The organism is Roseomonas sp. TF40 (assembly GCF_057219975.1).
In genome coordinates this window covers 23,369-39,392 of the sequence record NZ_JBXVVR010000002.1, presented here as the reverse complement: position 1 = coordinate 39,392, position 16,024 = coordinate 23,369, and the positions used below count along the sequence as shown (strand labels likewise).

15 protein-coding genes are annotated in these 16,024 nt (G+C 70.5%); 11 read left to right on the top strand and 4 right to left on the bottom strand.

Features of this window, described 5'->3' with window-relative positions:
• Positions 1-20: 20 nt before the first annotated feature.
• Positions 21-1,421: an NAD(P)H-dependent flavin oxidoreductase gene (locus tag AC2D9U_RS06270; protein ID WP_484747401.1), complete on the bottom strand. Its 1,401-nt coding sequence runs from the start codon at positions 1,419-1,421 to the stop codon at positions 21-23.
• Positions 1,422-1,548: 127 nt separating this feature from the next.
• Positions 1,549-3,786: a polyribonucleotide nucleotidyltransferase gene (gene pnp, locus AC2D9U_RS06265; RefSeq protein ID WP_484747400.1), complete on the bottom strand. Its 2,238-nt coding sequence runs from the start codon at positions 3,784-3,786 to the stop codon at positions 1,549-1,551.
• A gap of 455 nt (positions 3,787-4,241) precedes the next feature.
• Here pnp and AC2D9U_RS06260 point away from each other — a divergent pair, with 455 nt between their 5' ends.
• The 6 genes from AC2D9U_RS06260 (at position 4,242) to AC2D9U_RS06235 (ending at position 9,837) form a co-directional block, all read left to right on the top strand.
• Positions 4,242-5,381 (top strand): YbfB/YjiJ family MFS transporter, encoded by a 1,140-nt coding sequence (locus tag AC2D9U_RS06260; protein WP_484747399.1) that lies wholly within the window; start codon positions 4,242-4,244, stop codon positions 5,379-5,381.
• A gap of 250 nt (positions 5,382-5,631) precedes the next feature.
• Entirely contained in the window at positions 5,632-6,810 is a 1,179-nt protein-coding gene (locus AC2D9U_RS06255) for a CaiB/BaiF CoA transferase family protein (RefSeq protein ID WP_484747397.1), read from the top strand.
• On the top strand, positions 6,807-7,718 hold the full coding sequence (locus tag AC2D9U_RS06250) for a hydroxymethylglutaryl-CoA lyase (protein ID WP_484747395.1): 912 nt from the start codon (positions 6,807-6,809) through the stop codon (positions 7,716-7,718). The genes AC2D9U_RS06255 and AC2D9U_RS06250 overlap by 4 nt, the downstream gene beginning before the upstream one ends.
• The gene (locus AC2D9U_RS06245; protein ID WP_484747393.1) at positions 7,718-8,242 is read left to right on the top strand and encodes a dihydrofolate reductase family protein; all 525 of its coding nucleotides are present in this window, start codon (positions 7,718-7,720) and stop codon (positions 8,240-8,242) included. The genes AC2D9U_RS06250 and AC2D9U_RS06245 overlap by 1 nt, the downstream gene beginning before the upstream one ends.
• A 60-nt stretch (positions 8,243-8,302) precedes the next feature.
• The gene (locus AC2D9U_RS06240; protein WP_484747392.1) at positions 8,303-8,803 is read left to right on the top strand and encodes a CHAP domain-containing protein; all 501 of its coding nucleotides are present in this window, start codon (positions 8,303-8,305) and stop codon (positions 8,801-8,803) included.
• 56 nt (positions 8,804-8,859) lie between these two features.
• Positions 8,860-9,837: a Bug family tripartite tricarboxylate transporter substrate binding protein gene (locus tag AC2D9U_RS06235; RefSeq protein ID WP_484747391.1), complete on the top strand. Its 978-nt coding sequence runs from the start codon at positions 8,860-8,862 to the stop codon at positions 9,835-9,837.
• 93 nt (positions 9,838-9,930) lie between these two features.
• Here the strand turns inward: AC2D9U_RS06235 and AC2D9U_RS06230 are convergent, their stop codons facing one another.
• The gene (locus AC2D9U_RS06230) at positions 9,931-10,137 is read right to left on the bottom strand and encodes a cold-shock protein (RefSeq protein ID WP_484747389.1); all 207 of its coding nucleotides are present in this window, start codon (positions 10,135-10,137) and stop codon (positions 9,931-9,933) included.
• Between the two features lie 256 nt (positions 10,138-10,393).
• Positions 10,394-11,401, bottom strand: coding sequence for a TerC family protein (locus tag AC2D9U_RS06225; protein ID WP_484747388.1), 1,008 nt, complete (start codon positions 11,399-11,401; stop codon positions 10,394-10,396).
• Between the two features lie 391 nt (positions 11,402-11,792).
• Between AC2D9U_RS06225 and AC2D9U_RS06220 the strand changes: the two genes are divergently transcribed.
• From AC2D9U_RS06220 to mtnC, 5 genes are all read left to right on the top strand, one after another.
• Positions 11,793-12,068 (top strand): twin-arginine translocase TatA/TatE family subunit, encoded by a 276-nt coding sequence (locus AC2D9U_RS06220; RefSeq protein ID WP_484747386.1) that lies wholly within the window; start codon positions 11,793-11,795, stop codon positions 12,066-12,068.
• Between the two features lie 139 nt (positions 12,069-12,207).
• Entirely contained in the window at positions 12,208-14,205 is a 1,998-nt protein-coding gene (locus AC2D9U_RS06215) for a TRAP transporter permease (protein WP_484747385.1), read from the top strand.
• Positions 14,202-14,810, top strand: a complete 609-nt coding sequence (locus tag AC2D9U_RS06210; protein ID WP_484747383.1) for a methylthioribulose 1-phosphate dehydratase — start codon at positions 14,202-14,204, stop codon at positions 14,808-14,810. Before AC2D9U_RS06215 ends, AC2D9U_RS06210 begins: the two co-directional genes overlap by 4 nt.
• On the top strand, positions 14,807-15,343 hold the full coding sequence (locus tag AC2D9U_RS06205; RefSeq protein WP_484747382.1) for a 1,2-dihydroxy-3-keto-5-methylthiopentene dioxygenase: 537 nt from the start codon (positions 14,807-14,809) through the stop codon (positions 15,341-15,343). The genes AC2D9U_RS06210 and AC2D9U_RS06205 overlap by 4 nt, the downstream gene beginning before the upstream one ends.
• The gene (gene mtnC / locus AC2D9U_RS06200; RefSeq protein ID WP_484747381.1) at positions 15,340-16,014 is read left to right on the top strand and encodes an acireductone synthase; all 675 of its coding nucleotides are present in this window, start codon (positions 15,340-15,342) and stop codon (positions 16,012-16,014) included. The genes AC2D9U_RS06205 and mtnC overlap by 4 nt, the downstream gene beginning before the upstream one ends.
• The last annotated feature ends 10 nt before the right edge of the window (positions 16,015-16,024 follow it).

The following is a 16,024-nucleotide window of genomic DNA, read 5'->3' as shown; positions in this document are numbered from 1 at the left end:
CTTGCTTGCCGTGACCTGGCTCAGCGCCCGGTCATGATCCGCTCGACCAGCTGCTTCGCCGTCGGCACGAAGCCGTTGGAGTAGAAGGGGTCCGTGCCGAAGCGATAGGCGTTGTGGCCGGAGAACATCAGATTGCGCTCCAGCCGCCCGCCATGGGCGATGTCCTGCAGCGTCTTCTGGATGCAGAAGCTGCGCGGATCGGCCTTCTTGCCGGTGCTGAAATCGGGCTCGGTCTGCGCCCAGTTCGAGAAACGGCAGTGGGAGAGGCAGCCCATGCAGTCGGTCTGGTCGTTCAGGATCTCGCGCGCCGTGGCGGGAGTCTCGAAGACCAGCGTGTCGTCGGGCGTGCGCAGTGCCTCGGTGAAGCCCTCGGCCGTGTAGCCCTGCGCGCGGGGCAGGTCGTCGGGCTTGAGGTAGACCAGGCGCTTGCGCGGGCCTACCGGGAAGGGCGCGGTGTGCGTCTCATTCGGCTCGGTGGTGAAGGGCACCTGCCGCTGGCTGCGCGCCTCGAGCTCGCTGAGGAACTGCGTGCGCACGGCGGAGGAATAGAAGCCGGTCGGGCTGAAGGGCTGGAGCAGCACGTCGCCCTCCTTCAGCTGCAGCAGGCGGGTCTTCCATTCCTCGCTGATCGGGCTTTCCTGCGTCAGCAGCGGGCGGGTGCCGAACTGGAAGGCGACGGGGCCAAGCTCCTCGCTGTCGATCCAGTGCTCCCATTCCTCGAGCCACCACACGCCGCCGGCCATGATGATGGGCGTGTCGTGCAGGCCGAATTCGCGCATCTGCTGGCGCAGCTTGAGCACGCGCGGATAGGGATCCTCGGGCTTCAGCGGGTCCTCGCTGTTGGACAGGCCGTTATGGCCGCCGGCCAGCCAGGGGTCCTCGTACACCACGCCGCCCAGCAGCTCGCGCTGCTTGTTGTAGGCGCGCTTCCACAGCGCGGCGAAGGCGCGGGCGGAGGAGATGATGGGGTAGTAGTGCACGCCGTAGTCGCGCGCGAGCTCGGCGAGGCGATAGGGCATGCCGGCGCCGCAGGTGATGCCGTGCACCAGGCCCTTCGCACCTTCCAGCACGCCGCGCGCCACGCGCTCGGCGCCGCCCATCTCCCACAGGATGTTCATGTGGATGCGGCCCTGGCCGCCGGCGCGCTCATGCGCCTCGCGCGCCTGGGCGATGCCGCCGCGGATACCGTAGGCCACCAGCTCCTCATGCCGCTCGCGGCGCGTGCGGCCATGGTAGATCTGGCGGATGACGTTGCCGTCCGCGTCGTAGCTGTCGGCATTGACGGCCGAGAAGGTGCCGACGCCCCCACCGGAGGCCCAGCCCCCGCAGGTGGCCCCGTTGGAAACGGCGACGCCCTTGCCGCCTTCGACAAGCGGCAGCACGTCGACACCGCCCATGCGGATGGGGTTGATCGCCTTCAAGATTCTTCGGCTCCGGTGACTATCGCGTTGCGAGGGGCACGGCCCCCCGCATGACAACTATATGGCGCGGCTTGGCCGACAAGGGGAGAGGCCCCCCTGCCGGGCCGAGCCGGCCGGGTCGGGCGGCCTATTCGCCGCCGAGGTCGGTGATGCCCTCACGGCGCGGGCGGCGGTCGCGGTCGCGGTCGCGGCGCGGGCCGCGCTCGCCGCGCTCACCCCCGCCCTCGCCCTCTTCGCGCGGGCGGCGCGGGCCGACCTGGTCGGTGATGTCCGCACCCGTGGCCTGGTCGACCACGCGCATCGAGAGCTTCACCTTGCCGCGGTCGTCGAAGCCGATGACCTTGACCTTCACCGCATCGCCTTCCTTGACGATGTCGGTCGTCTTCTGCACGCGCTCGTTCGAGAGTTCCGAGATGTGCACAAGGCCGTCCTTGGCGCCGAGGAAGTTCACGAAGGCGCCGAACTCGGCGGTCTTCACCACCTTGCCGTTGTAGATCTTGTTGATCTCCGGCTCGGCGACGATGCCCATGATCCGGTCGATCGCCTTCTGCGCGGCCTCGGTCGTCGTCGCCGCCACCTTGATGGTGCCGTCGTCGTCGATGTCGATCTTCGTGCCGGTCTGCTCGGTGATCTCGCGGATCACCTTGCCGCCCGAGCCGATCACATCACGGATCTTGTCCTTGTTGATGTTGATCACGGTGATGCGCGGCGCGGTCGCGGCCACGTCGCCGCGCGCCCCCGACAAGCCCTTGGCCATCTCGCCCAGGATGTGCAGGCGGCCATCCTTCGCCTGGCCGAGCGCCTGGCGCATGATGTCGAAGGTGATGGAGGTGATCTTGATGTCCATCTGCAGCGCGGTGACGCCGGCTTCCGTGCCGGCCACCTTGAAGTCCATGTCGCCCAGATGGTCCTCATCGCCCAGGATGTCGGAGAGCACGGCGAAGCCGCGGTCTTCCTTGATCAGGCCCATGGCGATGCCCGCGCAGGGGCGCTTCAGCGGCGTGCCCGCATCCATCAGCGCCAGCGAGGTGCCGCAGACGGTGGCCATGGAGGAGGAGCCGTTGCTCTCCGTGATCTCGGAGACGACGCGCATCGTGTAGGGGAACTTCTCCTTCTCCGGCAGCAGCGGATGGAGCGCGCGCCAGGCGAGCTTGCCGTGGCCGATCTCACGCCGGCCGGGGCTGCCCATGCGGCCCGTCTCGTTCACGCTGTAGGGCGGGAAGTTGTAGTGCAGCATGAAGTTCTCGCGGTACTCGCCCGAGAGCGCGTCGATGATCTGCTCATCCTGCCCGGTGCCCAGCGTGGCCACGCACAGCGCCTGCGTCTCGCCGCGGGTGAACAGCGCCGAGCCATGCGCGCGCGGCAGCACGCCGACCTCGGCCAGGATGGGGCGCACGGTGCGCGTGTCGCGCCCGTCGATGCGCAGGCCGGTGTCGAGGATGGCGTTGCGGACGACGTCGGCCTCAAGCTCCTTCAGCAGGCCCTTGGCGGCGCCGGCATCCAGGCCCTCGGCCTCGAGCGCGGCGAGCACGGCCTTCTTGGCCGCACCAACCTGGGTCTGGCGGGCCAGCTTCTCGACCGTCTTGTAGGCCTCGGCGATCGGCGCGCGGCCGAGCTCGGCGATGCGGGCCTTCAGCGTCTTCGTCGCCTCGGACTCCTCGGGCAGGGCCCAGGGCTCCTTGGCGGCCACCTCGGCCAGCTCGATGATGCCCTGGATCACGGCCTGGAAGCTCTTGTGGCCGAATTCCACGGCGCCGAGCATGATCTCCTCGCTCAGCTCCTGGGCCTCGGATTCCACCATCAGCACGCCCTCGGCGGTGCCGGCGACGACGAGGTCGAGCTGGCTCTGCTGCAGCTGCGCGGCGGTCGGGTTCAGCACATAGCCGCCATCGATCCAGGCGACGCGCGCGCCGGCGACGGGGCCGAAGAAGGGAATGCCCGAGAGCGTCAGCGCGGCGGAGCAGCCGACCAGCGCCACGATGTCGGGGTTGTTCTCCAGGTCATGCGACAGCACGGTCGCGATCACCTGGACCTCGTTGCGGAAGCCCTCGGGGAAGAGCGGGCGCAGCGGCCGGTCGATGAGGCGCGAGACCAGGGTCTCGTTCTCGTTCGGGCGGCCTTCGCGCTTGAAGAAGCCGCCGGGGATCTTGCCGGCCGCGAAGGCCTTCTCCTGGTAGTTCACGGTCAGCGGGAAGAAGTCCTGGCCCGGCTTCACGCTGCGCGCGCCGACCACGGTGCAGAGCACGATGGTGTCGCCCAGGCGGGCCATCACGGCGCCATCGGCCTGGCGGGCGATCTTGCCTGTCTCCAGCGTCAGGAGCTGGCCGCCCCAGGAGATGTCCTTGCGGAAGTACTTGTCGAACATGAATCGTCCTTCGTGGCCCGCCGTCGCGGCGGACCAAAGCAATGCACCGCCCGCGCGCGATGGCAGGGGCGGCCTGGAACACGACAGGACGGATCCACGGGGTGGGTGCCGCACCGGCCCGACAGGGTCAGTCCCCTTGGGCAGGGATGCTCGGCGTCTCGGGCGGCATGGGAAGGCGGAAGGCCCACATTGCTTGCGCAGAGTGGGTCCCATCGCGCTTCCCGTTGCGGGGAGGCGGATGGGCAAGGCCGCCCATGTGGCCGGAGGCGCCGCCATCTCCCCGATCGGGTTTGGCGCTCCTCGAGAATTCCGCCGCCATCGCAGCGAAGACCGGGGGCTGGGCAGGGCCCGGCACCGATCCAGGCGCCGCTATCGCATGGCGGGGGGCGAAAGGCCAGAGGAAAGGCGGCCCCCCCCCGTGGACGCTCGCGCCCCGGCGGGCCGATGATCGGGGGATGACCTCGCCCCCTCCCGTTTCCGTCTGGCGGGCCGGCCTGGCCGGGGCCGGCGCGATCTGCGTCGGGATCGGCCTCGCCCGCTTCGCCTATGTGCCGCTGTTTCCCGTGATGGTCGGCGCCGGCTGGGTCGATGGCGGCGGGGCGGGGCTGCTCGGGGCGGCGAATTTCTCGGGCTATCTGCTGGGCGTGCTGGGCGGGCGGGCGGTGGCGGCGCGACTGGGCGTGCCGCGCGCGCTGGACCTCGGCATGGCGCTCGCGCTGCTGGCCTTCCTGGCCTGTGCCTGGAATGGCGGGCTCGCCTGGTTCGCGCTCTGGCGCGGGCTGGCGGGGATGGCGGGGGGCTTGCTGATGGCGCTGGCCGGCCCCGCCGTGCAGGCCTCCGTCGCGCCCGAGCAGCGCGGCTTCGCGGGCGGCATCGTGATGGGCGGCGCGGGGTCGGGCATCGTGCTGGCGGGGCTGCTGGTGCCCGCGCTGCTGACCGGCGGGCTGGCGGTGGCCTGGCTGGGCCTGGCGGCGGCCGTGGCGGGGGTCTGGGCGATGGTGCGCCCCGCCTTCCCCAACCCGCCGGCCCTGCCGGAAGCCGCGCGGGCGGCGGCGGTGCCGCGCGCCCTGGGGCTGGTGCTCGCCTATGGGCTCTCGGGGGCGGGGATGGTGGCGCCGATGGTCTATCTGGCGGACCTCGCCGTGCGCGGGCAGGGGCTGCCGGTCTTCGCCGGTTCGGCGATCTGGATGGGCTTCGGCGCCGGGGCGGTGGCCGGCACGCTGCTCGGCGGGCGCGTGGCCGGGCGGATCGGCGGGCGGCGGGCGCTGCCGATCTGGCTCGGCGTGCAGGTGGCGGCCCTGGCGCTCACGCTGCTGCCCTGGTGGCCGGCCCTGGCGCTGGCCGCACCGCTCGGCGGCTTTGCGGGCGTGGGCGCGACGGCGGTCACGCTGGCCGCGGCGCGCGAGGTGGCCGGGATGCAGGCGGGCCTTGTCTGGGTGCGCGCCACGGCCGCCTATGCCACGGCCCAGGCCGGGGTGGCCTTCGCCCTCGCGGCCTTGTTCGAGGCGGCGGGCGAGCGCCACGCGGCGGTGTTCGGCGCCGGCCTGCTGCTCTCCGTCCTCGCGCTGCTGGTGGCGCTGCGCGACCGGCGTTGAGCAAAAAAAGGCGGGACCCCCGAAGGAGCCCCGCCGAGGTGCGGGATGCCGGCATGATCGGGGGGATAGTCGCCGGCATCCTGGGAGGGAGAGACGGGGAGCAAAGAATGGCATCCCCGCGGAGGCATATGCGCCCGAATGGTTTACGGAACCTTTCCGGAACGGCGCTTGCCGATCACAAACGCGCCCCCGTCGTGACGGCGCGGCGCGCGGCTGGCATGGTCCGGCCCGACTGCAGGAGGGGATGCGCATGGCGGGCTTGCCGCTGACCGGGCTCAGGGTGCTGGAACTCGGCCACTACATCGCCGGGCCCTTCGCGACCCGGCTGCTGGCCGATCTCGGCGCCGAGGTGATCAAGATCGAGCCGCCCGAGGGCGACCCGATCCGCGGCTGGGGCAGCCGGCACAACGGCCATGCGGTGTGGTTCAGCGTGCATGGCCGCAACAAGCTCTCCGTCACGCTCGACCTGAAGAGCGCCGAGGGCCGCGCACGCATGATGAAGCTCGCGGGCCGGGCCGATGCCTTGGTGGAGAATTTCCGCCCCGGCTATCTCGAGCGCATCGGCCTCGGGCCGGAAGTGCTGCAGGCGGCGAATCCGCGCCTGACCATCGCGCGGGTCTCGGGCTTCGGCCAGGATGGCCCCTATCGCGACAAGCCCGCCTTCGGCGCGATCGGCGAGGCGATGGGCGGGCTGCGCCACCTCACGGCCACGCCCGGTGTGACCGAGCACGCGCCGCCGCGCTGCGGCGTCTCGATCAGCGACGACCTGGCGGGCATGTATGCGGCGATGGCCGTGGTCTCCGCCTGCTGGGCGATCAAGGGCGACCCGGCCGGGCGGGGCCGGATCATCGATGTGGACCTGGTCGGCGCCGTCTTCTCGCTGATGGAGGGGATGCTGCCGGAATACGGCCTGACGGGGCGCATCCGCCAACCCGCGGGGGCGGCCATCCCGACCGCCGCACCCACCAACACCTATCTCTGCGCCGACGGCAAATGGCTGTGCATCGGCGGCAATTCGGACCTGATCTATCGCCGCCTGATGCGCGCCATCGGACGAGAGGAGCTCGGCGCCGATCCGCGGCTGCAGGACAATCTCGGCCGCTGCGCCCATGTCGGTGAGATCGACGCGGCGATCGGCGCCTGGACCCGCACCCTGGCGGCCGCGGAGGCCGAGGCGGTGCTGGAGGCGGCGGAGGTGCCCTGCTCGCGCCTCTACGACATCCGCGACTGCGCGGAGGATCCGCATTTCCAGGCGCGCGAGATGGTGATGAAGGTGGCGGACCCGCTGCTCGGCACCACGCTGCTCCACCCCGCCGCGCCCTTCCGCTTCGATGGCGTCACCCCGCGCGAGATGGTGCGCTGGACCGCCCCGGCGGTGGGGGCGCACAACGACCATGTCTTCGGCGAATTGCTGGGAGAATCCTCGTGAACCACGCGATCATCAGCGAAGTGGCCCCGCGCGACGGGCTGCAATCCATCGGCCCCTTCGTGCCGACCGAGACCAAGATCGCGCTGGTGCGCAAGCTCCACGAGGCCGGGCTGCGGCGCATGGAGGTCAGCAGCTTCGTCAGCCCCCGCGCCGTGCCGCAGATGGCCGATGGGGCGGAGGTGCTGCGCGCGGCCCTGGCGCTGCCGGGGCTGGAATGCACGATGCTGGCACCCAACCGGAAGGGCTTCGAACTCGCGCTGGCGGCGGGGGCGCATCGCGTCGGCCTCTTCATGTCGGTGACCGAGGCGCACAACAAGGCGAATGTGAACCGCACCCGCGCGGAGAGCTTCGCCGACCTCTCGGGCATCGTGCGCGATGCCACGGCGGCGGGGATGAAGGTGCGCTTCAACCTCTCCTGCGCCTTCCACTGCCCCTTCGAGGGCGTGGTGCCCGAGCGCGAGGCGCTGGACTGGATCGAGCGCGTGGTGGCGCTGGACCCCGGGATGGAGATCGGCATCGCCGACACCACGGGCAATGCCGCGCCCGACCAGGTGGGCCGCGTCTTCGCCCATGCCCTGCGTGCCTGGCCCGGATCGGGCGATGTGCCGCGCTTCGCCTTCCATGGCCATGACACCTATGGGCTCGGCGTGGCCAATTGCGCCGCCGCCTGGGCGGCGGGCTGCCGCGTCTTCGACAGCGCGGCGGGCGGCCTGGGCGGCTGCCCCTTCGCGCCGGGGGCGACGGGCAATGTCGCGACCGAGGATGTGGCCTGGATGTTCCGCCGCATGGGGGTCGCGACCGGCATCGACTGGGCGGCGCTGCTCGCCGCCGCCGACTACGCCGCGGCGATCCCGCACGCCCTGCCGGGCGGGCGGATGCGTGCCGTGCCGGCCGCGCGGGCGGCGTGATGTCGGGCGGCCCCGGCCGCATCGTGCTGCTGGCCGCGACTTCGCTCGATGGCCGGATCGCCGATGCGGCAGGGGGCGTGGATTGGCTCGAGCCCTATCACGCCGGTGCGGCGCCGGCGCTGGAGGCCTTCCTCGGTGGCGTCTCCTGCGTGGTGATGGGCCGGCGGAGCTTCGACCAGGTGCAGGGCTTCGGCGCCTGGCCCTATGCGGGCAAGCGGTTGATATTGCTGACGAACCACCCGGCCGAGGCGCTGCCCGCGCCGGCCATGTGCCATGCCGGGCCGGTCGCGGCGCTGGCGCCCGCGCTCCGCGCCGAGCCGGGCGAGGCCTGGGTCGTCGGCGGCAGCGCGGTGTTCGGCGCCTTCCTGGCGGCGGGGTTGGTGGACCGCATCGAGGTTTTCGTGATGCCGCTGCTGCTCGGTGCCGGGCCGGTGCTGTTCCCGGCGGGCGCGATGCCGCTCGCCCTGGTGGACTCCCGCACCCTGCCGGGCGGCGTGGTGCATCTGCGCTACCACCCGGCCTGATTCGCCCAACCTGATTCACCTTGTCCCGCAGGGCCTGGTTGCGCTAAGCGAATCAACGCGATGCGCGCCACCCTTGCCATGTTGCTGTTGCTCGGCCTGGCCGCCTGCGGGACCGGCTCCGGCCCCCAGGCGCTGGCGCCGCATCGCCCGCAGATCGGTGAGCCCATCTCCTGTGTCCCCTATGCGCGGGCGCGCTCGGGCATCCAGCTCCAGGGCGATGCCTGGCAATGGTGGGATGCGGCGGCCGGGCGCTATGAGCGCGGCCGCACGCCGCAGCCCGGCAGCGTGCTGGTGATCGCGCGCACCTCCCGCAACCCGAGCGGCCATCTCGCCGTCGTCTCGCGCGTCGTCAGCAGCCGGGAGATCCGGGTGGACCACGCGAACTGGGCTTCGGGCGCGGCGCGCGGGCGGATCACGACCGACCAGCGGGTGGTGGATGTCTCGCCGGGCAATGACTGGACGCTGGTGCGGGTCTGGTATCCGCCGATCAACGACCTGGGCAATTCGGCCTTTCCGGCGCGCGGCTTCGTGCACGCCACCACGCGCTTCGCCAGCCGGTAGCGGGAAAGCCCGACGCGGGGCATGATCCGGCGCACAATCAAGGGGAGAGACGAACCATGAGCACCACACGCCGCGGCCTGATGGCCGCCGCCGGCGGGCTTGCGCTGGCGCCGGGCGCCCTGCGCGCCCAGGCCGCCTGGCCGGACCGGCCGCTGCGCATGATCGTGGCCTTCCCGGGTGGTTCGACGCCCGACCTCGCGGCGCGCGCCGTCTCTGGCCATCTGGCCACCGCACTCGGCCAGCCCGTGGTGGTGGACAACCGCGCCGGCGGCGGCGGCAATATCGGCACCGAGGCGATCGTGCGCGCCACCGATGGCCATACGGTGGGGGTGACCATCGGCGGGCCGGGCAGCACGGCCAAGGTGCTCAACCCCGCGCTGGGCTACGACCCCGCGACGGACCTGACGCCCATCACCCTGCTGGCGCGGCTGCCCTTCGTGCTGGTGGTGCATCCTTCCGTGCCGGCGCGCACGGCCGCCGAATTCGTGGCCTATGCCAAGGCGAATCCGGGCCGGATCAACTATGGCTCGACCGGGCCGGGCACGCTCTCCCACCTGGTGATGGAGGATCTGGCGGCGAGCCAGGGGTTCGAGGCGGTGCACGTGCCCTATCGCGCCGTGGCGCAGGCGGTGCTCGATCTCGTGGCCGGGCGCATCCAGGCCTTCTTCGCGGCTTCGGGCGGCGTGCTCGGGCAGGTGCGCGATGGCTCGGTGCGGGCGCTGGCGGTCACGGCGGGCGCGCGCATCCCGCAATTGCCCGACGTGCCGACCATGCCGGAATCGGGCGTGGCGAGTGAGCCGGCCATCGCCTGGATCGGCATGTTCGGCCCGGCCAACATGCCGGCGGAGCGCGTGGCGCGGCTGGCGGCGGAGAGCCGCGTGGCGCTGAACGTGCCCGAGCAGCGGCGGGTGCTGGAGAATGCCGGGTTCGAGCCGGTCGGTTCCACGTCGGCGGAATTCGCGGCGTTGCAGCGCGCCGAGATCGCGCGCTGGGGCGGGCTGATCCGCCGCCTGGGCATCCGCCCCGAAAGCTGAAACCCGAGAGCCGAAAACGCGAAACGCCGCCGTGGGTTGCCCCGCGGCGGCGTCTCATTCGGCGTCAGGAAGCGCGAGGCTTCCCGCAGCGGTTCAGACGAGCTTCAGGTTGCAGGCCGAGACCTTGCCCTGCTGGCCGCGCTGCAGCTCATAGGAGATCTTGGCGCCCTCGCGGAGCTCCGTGATCCCTGCGCGCTGCACGTCCGAGATGTGCACGAACACGTCGCTCGTGCCGTCCTCGGGCTGGATGAAGCCGTAGCCCTTGGTCGTGTTGAACCACTTGATGCTGCCGTTGGGCATGTAAGAAATCCGATCGCATAGCCGGTGCCGCCGCGCGAATGCGCTGCGGATCAATCACGAGGGGAGGGCAGCAGGCTCGGCGCTCAGGGGCCGCGGCGCGATACGCCAGGGCGGCAAGAGCAAGGAGAGAGCAGGCCGAACCAAACGAGGCTGACTTCATCAACATGATCCCTGCGCAGCGCGATTGCAAGCAGGGATTGCAGGCGTACCAAAATAGAAAGGGCGGCACCTTGCGGTGCCGCCCCCTTTTGGCCGGTCAGGTCGTCGCCGGGGCCGGCGGATCGTTGCGGGTCTTCCACAGCGAGTAGAAGATGCCGCCGGCGATCATCGCGAGCGTCACGCCGAGCGAGATGGCGGGGTCGACCTTCCCGAAGATCTGGTTCCAGAAGATCTTGCCGCCGATGAACACCAGCACGAGCGCCAGCGCGTACTTCAGGTAGTGGAAGCGGTGCACCATCGCCGCCAGGGCGAAGTACAGCGCGCGCAGGCCCAGGATCGCCATGATGTTCGCGGTGTAGACGATGAAGGTGTCGGTCGTGATGGCGAAGATCGCCGGCACGGAATCCACCGCGAAGATCAGGTCGGCGATGTTGATGATCACCAGCGCCAGGAAGAGCGGCGTCGCCCAGACCACCAGCTTGCCCGTCACGGGGTCCGGCTTGCGGACGAAGAACTTCTCGGCGTGCAGCTCCTGCGTCACGCGCATGCGCTTGGTCATGAACTTCACCACCGGGTTCTTCGACACGTCCGGGTCGCTCTCCGGCACCACCAGCATCTTGATGCCGGTGGCGATCAGGAAGGCGCCGAACACGTAGAGGATCCAGCTGTACTCCTGGACCAGCGCCGCACCCACCGCGATCATGATGCCGCGCAGCACGATCACCGCGATGATGCCCCAGACCAGGGCGCGGTACTGGTACTTCCGCGGGATGGCGAAGTAGGTGAAGATCAGGCTGATCACGAAGACGTTGTCGATGGACAGCGCCTTCTCGATGAAGAAGCCGGTGAAATAGGTGATGCCGGCGTGGGTGTTGTCCTCGGTCGTGATGTAGCCGTTCTCATAGGCCACCCAGATCGCGATGCCGTAGACGATCGCGAAGCCGATGTAGAAGGCCGAGAGATAGAGGCTCTCGGCGATGCCCATTTCCTTGTCTTCCTTGTGCAGGACGCCAAGGTCGAAGGCGAGCAGCGCGAGCACGATGGTGAAGAAGGCAAGCCACATCCAGATCGGCTTGCCGATCCATTCAGCTACGAGGAATTCCATCAGCACGTCTCCGGGCGTTGGGACGCGCCGGCCTGGACACGATCCGGGCCGGGCGTCGTGCGTTGCGGTTTCTCTGGCGATCCGACATCGCGGCGGCGCGGGGCGTCACCGTCCCACGCCGGAGCCGCCAGAGGGGCCCGGATCGCGGCCTAGATGGCGGATGAGTTACAGGATTGCAACCCCGATGATGGTGCCCGACGCAGGTAAATTTCGTGTTGCGGTGCCGCCGGGGTCCGGCTGACGATTTCCGCCCCTCCCCCCGTTGTCTCGCGGCGCCGGGCAGGCCATGTCCCGGTTTGCGCTGGACGGCCTTGCGCTTTAGTGTCCGGCCGGAAAGCAACCGACCGGCCCATCTTCAGGGGTGGGCCCCAAACGGGATCGAGGCGTCGCTATGGGTTCGTTCAGCATCTGGCATTGGCTGGTCGTGCTGCTGGTCATTCTGCTGCTCTTCGGCAGCGGCAAGATCAGCGGCCTGATGGGTGACCTGGCCAAGGGCATCAAGTCCTTCAAGCAGAACATGAAGGAAGACGAGGGCAAGGACGCCTCCATGGCGGCCGACCCCGCGGCGCAGACCCCGGCGCAGCCGGCCGGCTCCATCGCCGCGCCGGGCGCGCAGGCGACCGCCACCCAGGCGCAGCCGGCCAACCCCTCGCGCCCGGCCGCCTGACGCGGTGGCGCCCCCGGTGGTGGACCGGTTCGGGCGCGCGCGGTAGGCTGACCCTCACAAGGACGTGCTCCGCCCATGGGCGGGGCAGCGCGCCGACCCCGCATCACGGGGCCGGCGCGTCGCGTTTCGGGGGGCTTCCATGAAAGAACGATCGGCGCAGGCCGAGGGCGCGGCCGGCGGGTCCGTCACGATGGTGGACGACATGGAGTTCGCCTCCGCCCGGCGGGAGCTGGCGGGGTGGCAGGGCTATGCCTGGCGCGCGGCGGCCACCGCCTTCGTGCTGTGGCACATGTGGATCCTGCTGGTCGCCCCGGTCGATCCGACCGTGGGCCGCGCGGTGCATGTCTTCCTCGGCGCCGCGCTGGGCTTCGCGCTCTTCGCGCCGCGCAGCTCGGGCAATCCGGGCACGCGCGTGCCGGCCTATGACTGGGCGCTGATGGCGCTCTGCCTCACCGTGCCGCTGCACTACATCCTGGATGCCGACGGCATCGAGATGCGGAGCTTCATGGGGCCGAACTGGCAGGATCTGGCGGCGAGCTTCGTGGGCATGCTGCTGGTGCTGGAATTCGCGCGCCGCACCGCGGGCCTCGTGATGCCGCTGATCGCGATCGTCTTCATCGCCTATTGCTTCGTCGGCCCCTGGATGCCTGGCATCCTCTACCACCGCGGGATCGAGTGGGAGCAGGCGCTGGTCGAGCTGTTCGGCAACAACGGCGTGCTGGGCACCATCGTGCAGGTCTCGGCGACCTTCATCATCCTCTTCGTGACCTTCGCCGCCTTCCTCACCGCCTCGCGCGCCGGGGAGTATTTCAACGACTTCGCCCTGGCGCTGGTCGGCCGCGCGCGGGGCGGGCCGGCCAAGGTCACGGTGGTCTCGGGCATCCTCTTCGGCACCATCTCGGGCAGCGCGGTGGCCAATGTGGTCGCCTCGGGTGCCTTCACCATCCCGATGATGCGCCGCGTGGGCTACGACAAGGAAACCGCCGCGGCGGTCGAGGCCACAAGCTCCACCGGCGGGCAGATCACGCCGCCGGTGATGGGCGCGGGCGCCTTCATCATGGCCGAGGTGCTGGGCCGCCCCTATACTGACATCGCGTTGGCCGGGCTGATCCCGGCGCTGCTGTTCTACATCGCCAACTACATCCATTGCGACCTCAACGCCCGCAAATCCGGCATCCGCGGCCTGGCGCGGGAGGAGTTGCCGCGCTGGGTCGATATCGGCCGGCGTTGCTACATGGCGGCGCCGCTGGTCCTGCTGATCGTCATCCTGCTGATGGGCTATTCGCCCTTCCGCGCGGCGGCCATCGGCATTGCCGCGACCATCGTCATCATGCTGGCCTCGGCGCTGGTGCATCGCATGACGCTGCAGCGCCAGCCCCTGCCCGGCGCCCTGGCCGGCGCGGTGCGCGAGACGCTGGTGGCGATCGAGCGCGCGCTCTCGGGCAGTGCGAAGGAGGTGATGCAACTCATCGCCGTCTGCGCCGCCGCCGGCGTGGTCGCGGGCGTGATCGGGCTGACCGGCGTGGGCGGGCGCTTCGCCACCATGCTGCTCGACATCGCGGGCGCTTCCATCTTCCTCGCCATGCTGTTCGCGATGTTCGTGGCGATCGTGCTGGGCATGGGCGTGCCGACCACGGCGGCCTATGCCATCGCGGCCGCCGTCGTGGCGCCGGGGCTGATCCGCATCGGGGTCGAACCCCTGGTGGCGCACATGTTCATCTTCTACTTCGCGATCCTGTCGGCCATCACGCCGCCGGTCGCCCTCGCCTCCTTCGCCGCGGCCTCGATGGCGGGGGCCGACATGTGGAAGACAAGCGTGGTGGCGGTGAAGCTCGGGCTCGCCACCTTCATCGTGCCCTTCATGTTCTGGCTCTCGCCCGCGCTGCTGGCGCAGGGCGACCTCCTCGTGATCCTGCAGGTCTTCGTCACGGCCTCGCTCGGCGTCTGGCTGCTCGCCTGTTCGACCGAGGGCTGGATGTGGAACGGCCCGCTGCCGCTCCCGCTGCGGCTGCTCGCCGGCGCGGCGGGGCTGATGCTGATGGTGCCCGAGGGCTGGACCGACCTCGCCGGCCTCCTGATCGGCGCCGGCCTCCTTGCCTGGTCGCGCCGCACGCATCCGCGGGAGAGCCTTGCGTGATTCCGGACGATGTCGTCGCGGCCATCCTCGCCGCCGGGCGGCGGCTGGACGCGCTCGGCCTCGTGCCGGCGACGGCGGGGAATTTCTCGATCCGGCTCGATGCGGCGCGCCTCGCCGTCACCGCCTCGGGCTGCCACAAGGGATTCCTCACGCCCGAGGATGTGCTGGTGGTGGACCTCGACGGCGTGGTGCTCGGGAGCGCGCGGAAAAGCTCGGCCGAGACGCTGCTCCATTGCGGCATCTATCGCCGCTTCCCCGAGGCGGGCGCGGTACTGCACGGCCATTCCATCGCCAATACCGTGCTCTCCCGCGCGGCGGGCGAGAGCCTGACGCTCGCGGGCTACGAATTGCTGAAGGCCTTCCCCGGCCTGCCGACGCATGACGCCACGGTGGAAATCCCCGTCGTGCCGAACGACCAGGACATCGCGCTGATGCAGGCGGGGCTTGCCGCCCGCTGGGATGCGATGGAGAGGGTGCCGCCGGGCTATTTGATCCGCGGCCATGGCGCCTATGTCTGGGCCGCCGACATGCCTGGTGCGCTTGCCCGTCTGGAGGCGCTGGAATTCATGCTCGCCTGTGAACTGGAAGAAAGGAGGATGCGATGAGCCGCCTGACCATCTGGGATGCCGCGTCCAACGCGCAGATCGCCGTCACCGAGAACCCCACCGAGATCGCGCAGAAGCTCGCCGCCATCGGCGTGCGCTTCGAGCGCTGGCCGCTCGCCGATTTGCCCGCCGATGCGCCCGCCGAGGCGGTGCTCGAGGCCTATCGCCCGCGCCTGGATGCCTTCATGGGCGAGACGGGCGCGGGCACGGCGGATGTCATCAAGCTCACCCCCGACCACCCCATGAAGGATGCGATGCGCGCGAAATTCCTCAGCGAGCACACGCATACCGAGGATGAGGTGCGCTTCTTCCATGCAGGCTCGGGCAATTTCGTGCTGCACATGGACGGCAAGGTGTTCGACGCGCATTGCACGGCGGGCGATCTGATCTCCGTGCCGGCCAATTCGAAGCATTGGTTCGATGCCGGCGAGTCGCCGAGCTTCGCCGTGCTGCGCGTCTTCACCGACACCTCGGGCTGGACGCCGCACTACACCGGCACCGACATGGCCGAGCGCTTCCCGGCAGCGGTATGATCAAGGCGGTCGTTACCGACATCGAGGGCACCACCACCGCCATCGCCTTCGTGAAGGAGACGATGTTCCCCTTCGCGGAGGCCGCGCTGGATGGCTTCCTGGATGCGCAAGGCGCGGACCCCGCCGTCGCCGCGATCCTGGCCGAGATCGGCGACGATCCCCGCGCCAAGCTCCGCGCCTGGATGGCGGCGGATGCCAAGGTCACGCCCCTCAAGACGCTGCAGGGGCTGATCTGGGCGGCGGGCTTCGCGGATGGGCGGCTCAAGGGCCATCTCTGGCCCGACGTCGCCGCCTGCCTGCAAGCCTGGCAGGCCGGCGGGCTGACGCTCGCCGTCTATTCCTCGGGCTCGGTCGCGGCGCAGAAGCTGCTGTTCGGCCATTCCCTCGCGGGCGATTTGACCCCGCTGTTCAGCGGCTTCTTCGACACGCGCATCGGCGCCAAGCGCGAGGCCGCCGCCTATGCCGCCATCGCGGCGCAGCTTGGCCTGCCGCCGGCCGATATCCTGTTCCTCTCCGACGTGGCGGAGGAGCTGGACGCGGCCCGGGCGGCGGGCCTCGCCACCTGCCAGCTGGTGCGGCCCGAGGACGGCACGCAGCCCAGCGGGCGGCATCCGCAGGCGCCGGATTTCCCCGGCGTTACAAGGCTGTTCGGTCTGCCGATGGGTGGGTGACAGCCCGCCG

What these genes read in the sequence shown, in the direction of transcription:
- pnp (WP_484747400.1), bottom strand. Translation starts at nt 3,786, where the DNA reads ATGTTCGACAAGTACTTCCGCAAGGACATCTCCTGGGGCGGCCAGCTC.
- AC2D9U_RS06260 (WP_484747399.1), top strand. Translation starts at nt 4,242, where the DNA reads ATGACCTCGCCCCCTCCCGTTTCCGTCTGGCGGGCCGGCCTGGCCGGG.
- AC2D9U_RS06255 (WP_484747397.1), top strand. Translation starts at nt 5,632, where the DNA reads ATGGCGGGCTTGCCGCTGACCGGGCTCAGGGTGCTGGAACTCGGCCAC.
- AC2D9U_RS06245 (WP_484747393.1), top strand. Translation starts at nt 7,718, where the DNA reads ATGTCGGGCGGCCCCGGCCGCATCGTGCTGCTGGCCGCGACTTCGCTC.
- AC2D9U_RS06240 (WP_484747392.1), top strand. Translation starts at nt 8,303, where the DNA reads ATGCGCGCCACCCTTGCCATGTTGCTGTTGCTCGGCCTGGCCGCCTGC.
- AC2D9U_RS06235 (WP_484747391.1), top strand. Translation starts at nt 8,860, where the DNA reads ATGAGCACCACACGCCGCGGCCTGATGGCCGCCGCCGGCGGGCTTGCG.
- AC2D9U_RS06230 (WP_484747389.1), bottom strand. Translation starts at nt 10,137, where the DNA reads ATGCCCAACGGCAGCATCAAGTGGTTCAACACGACCAAGGGCTACGGC.
- AC2D9U_RS06225 (WP_484747388.1), bottom strand. Translation starts at nt 11,401, where the DNA reads ATGGAATTCCTCGTAGCTGAATGGATCGGCAAGCCGATCTGGATGTGG.
- AC2D9U_RS06220 (WP_484747386.1), top strand. Translation starts at nt 11,793, where the DNA reads ATGGGTTCGTTCAGCATCTGGCATTGGCTGGTCGTGCTGCTGGTCATT.
- AC2D9U_RS06215 (WP_484747385.1), top strand. Translation starts at nt 12,208, where the DNA reads ATGAAAGAACGATCGGCGCAGGCCGAGGGCGCGGCCGGCGGGTCCGTC.
- AC2D9U_RS06205 (WP_484747382.1), top strand. Translation starts at nt 14,807, where the DNA reads ATGAGCCGCCTGACCATCTGGGATGCCGCGTCCAACGCGCAGATCGCC.
- mtnC (WP_484747381.1), top strand. Translation starts at nt 15,340, where the DNA reads ATGATCAAGGCGGTCGTTACCGACATCGAGGGCACCACCACCGCCATC.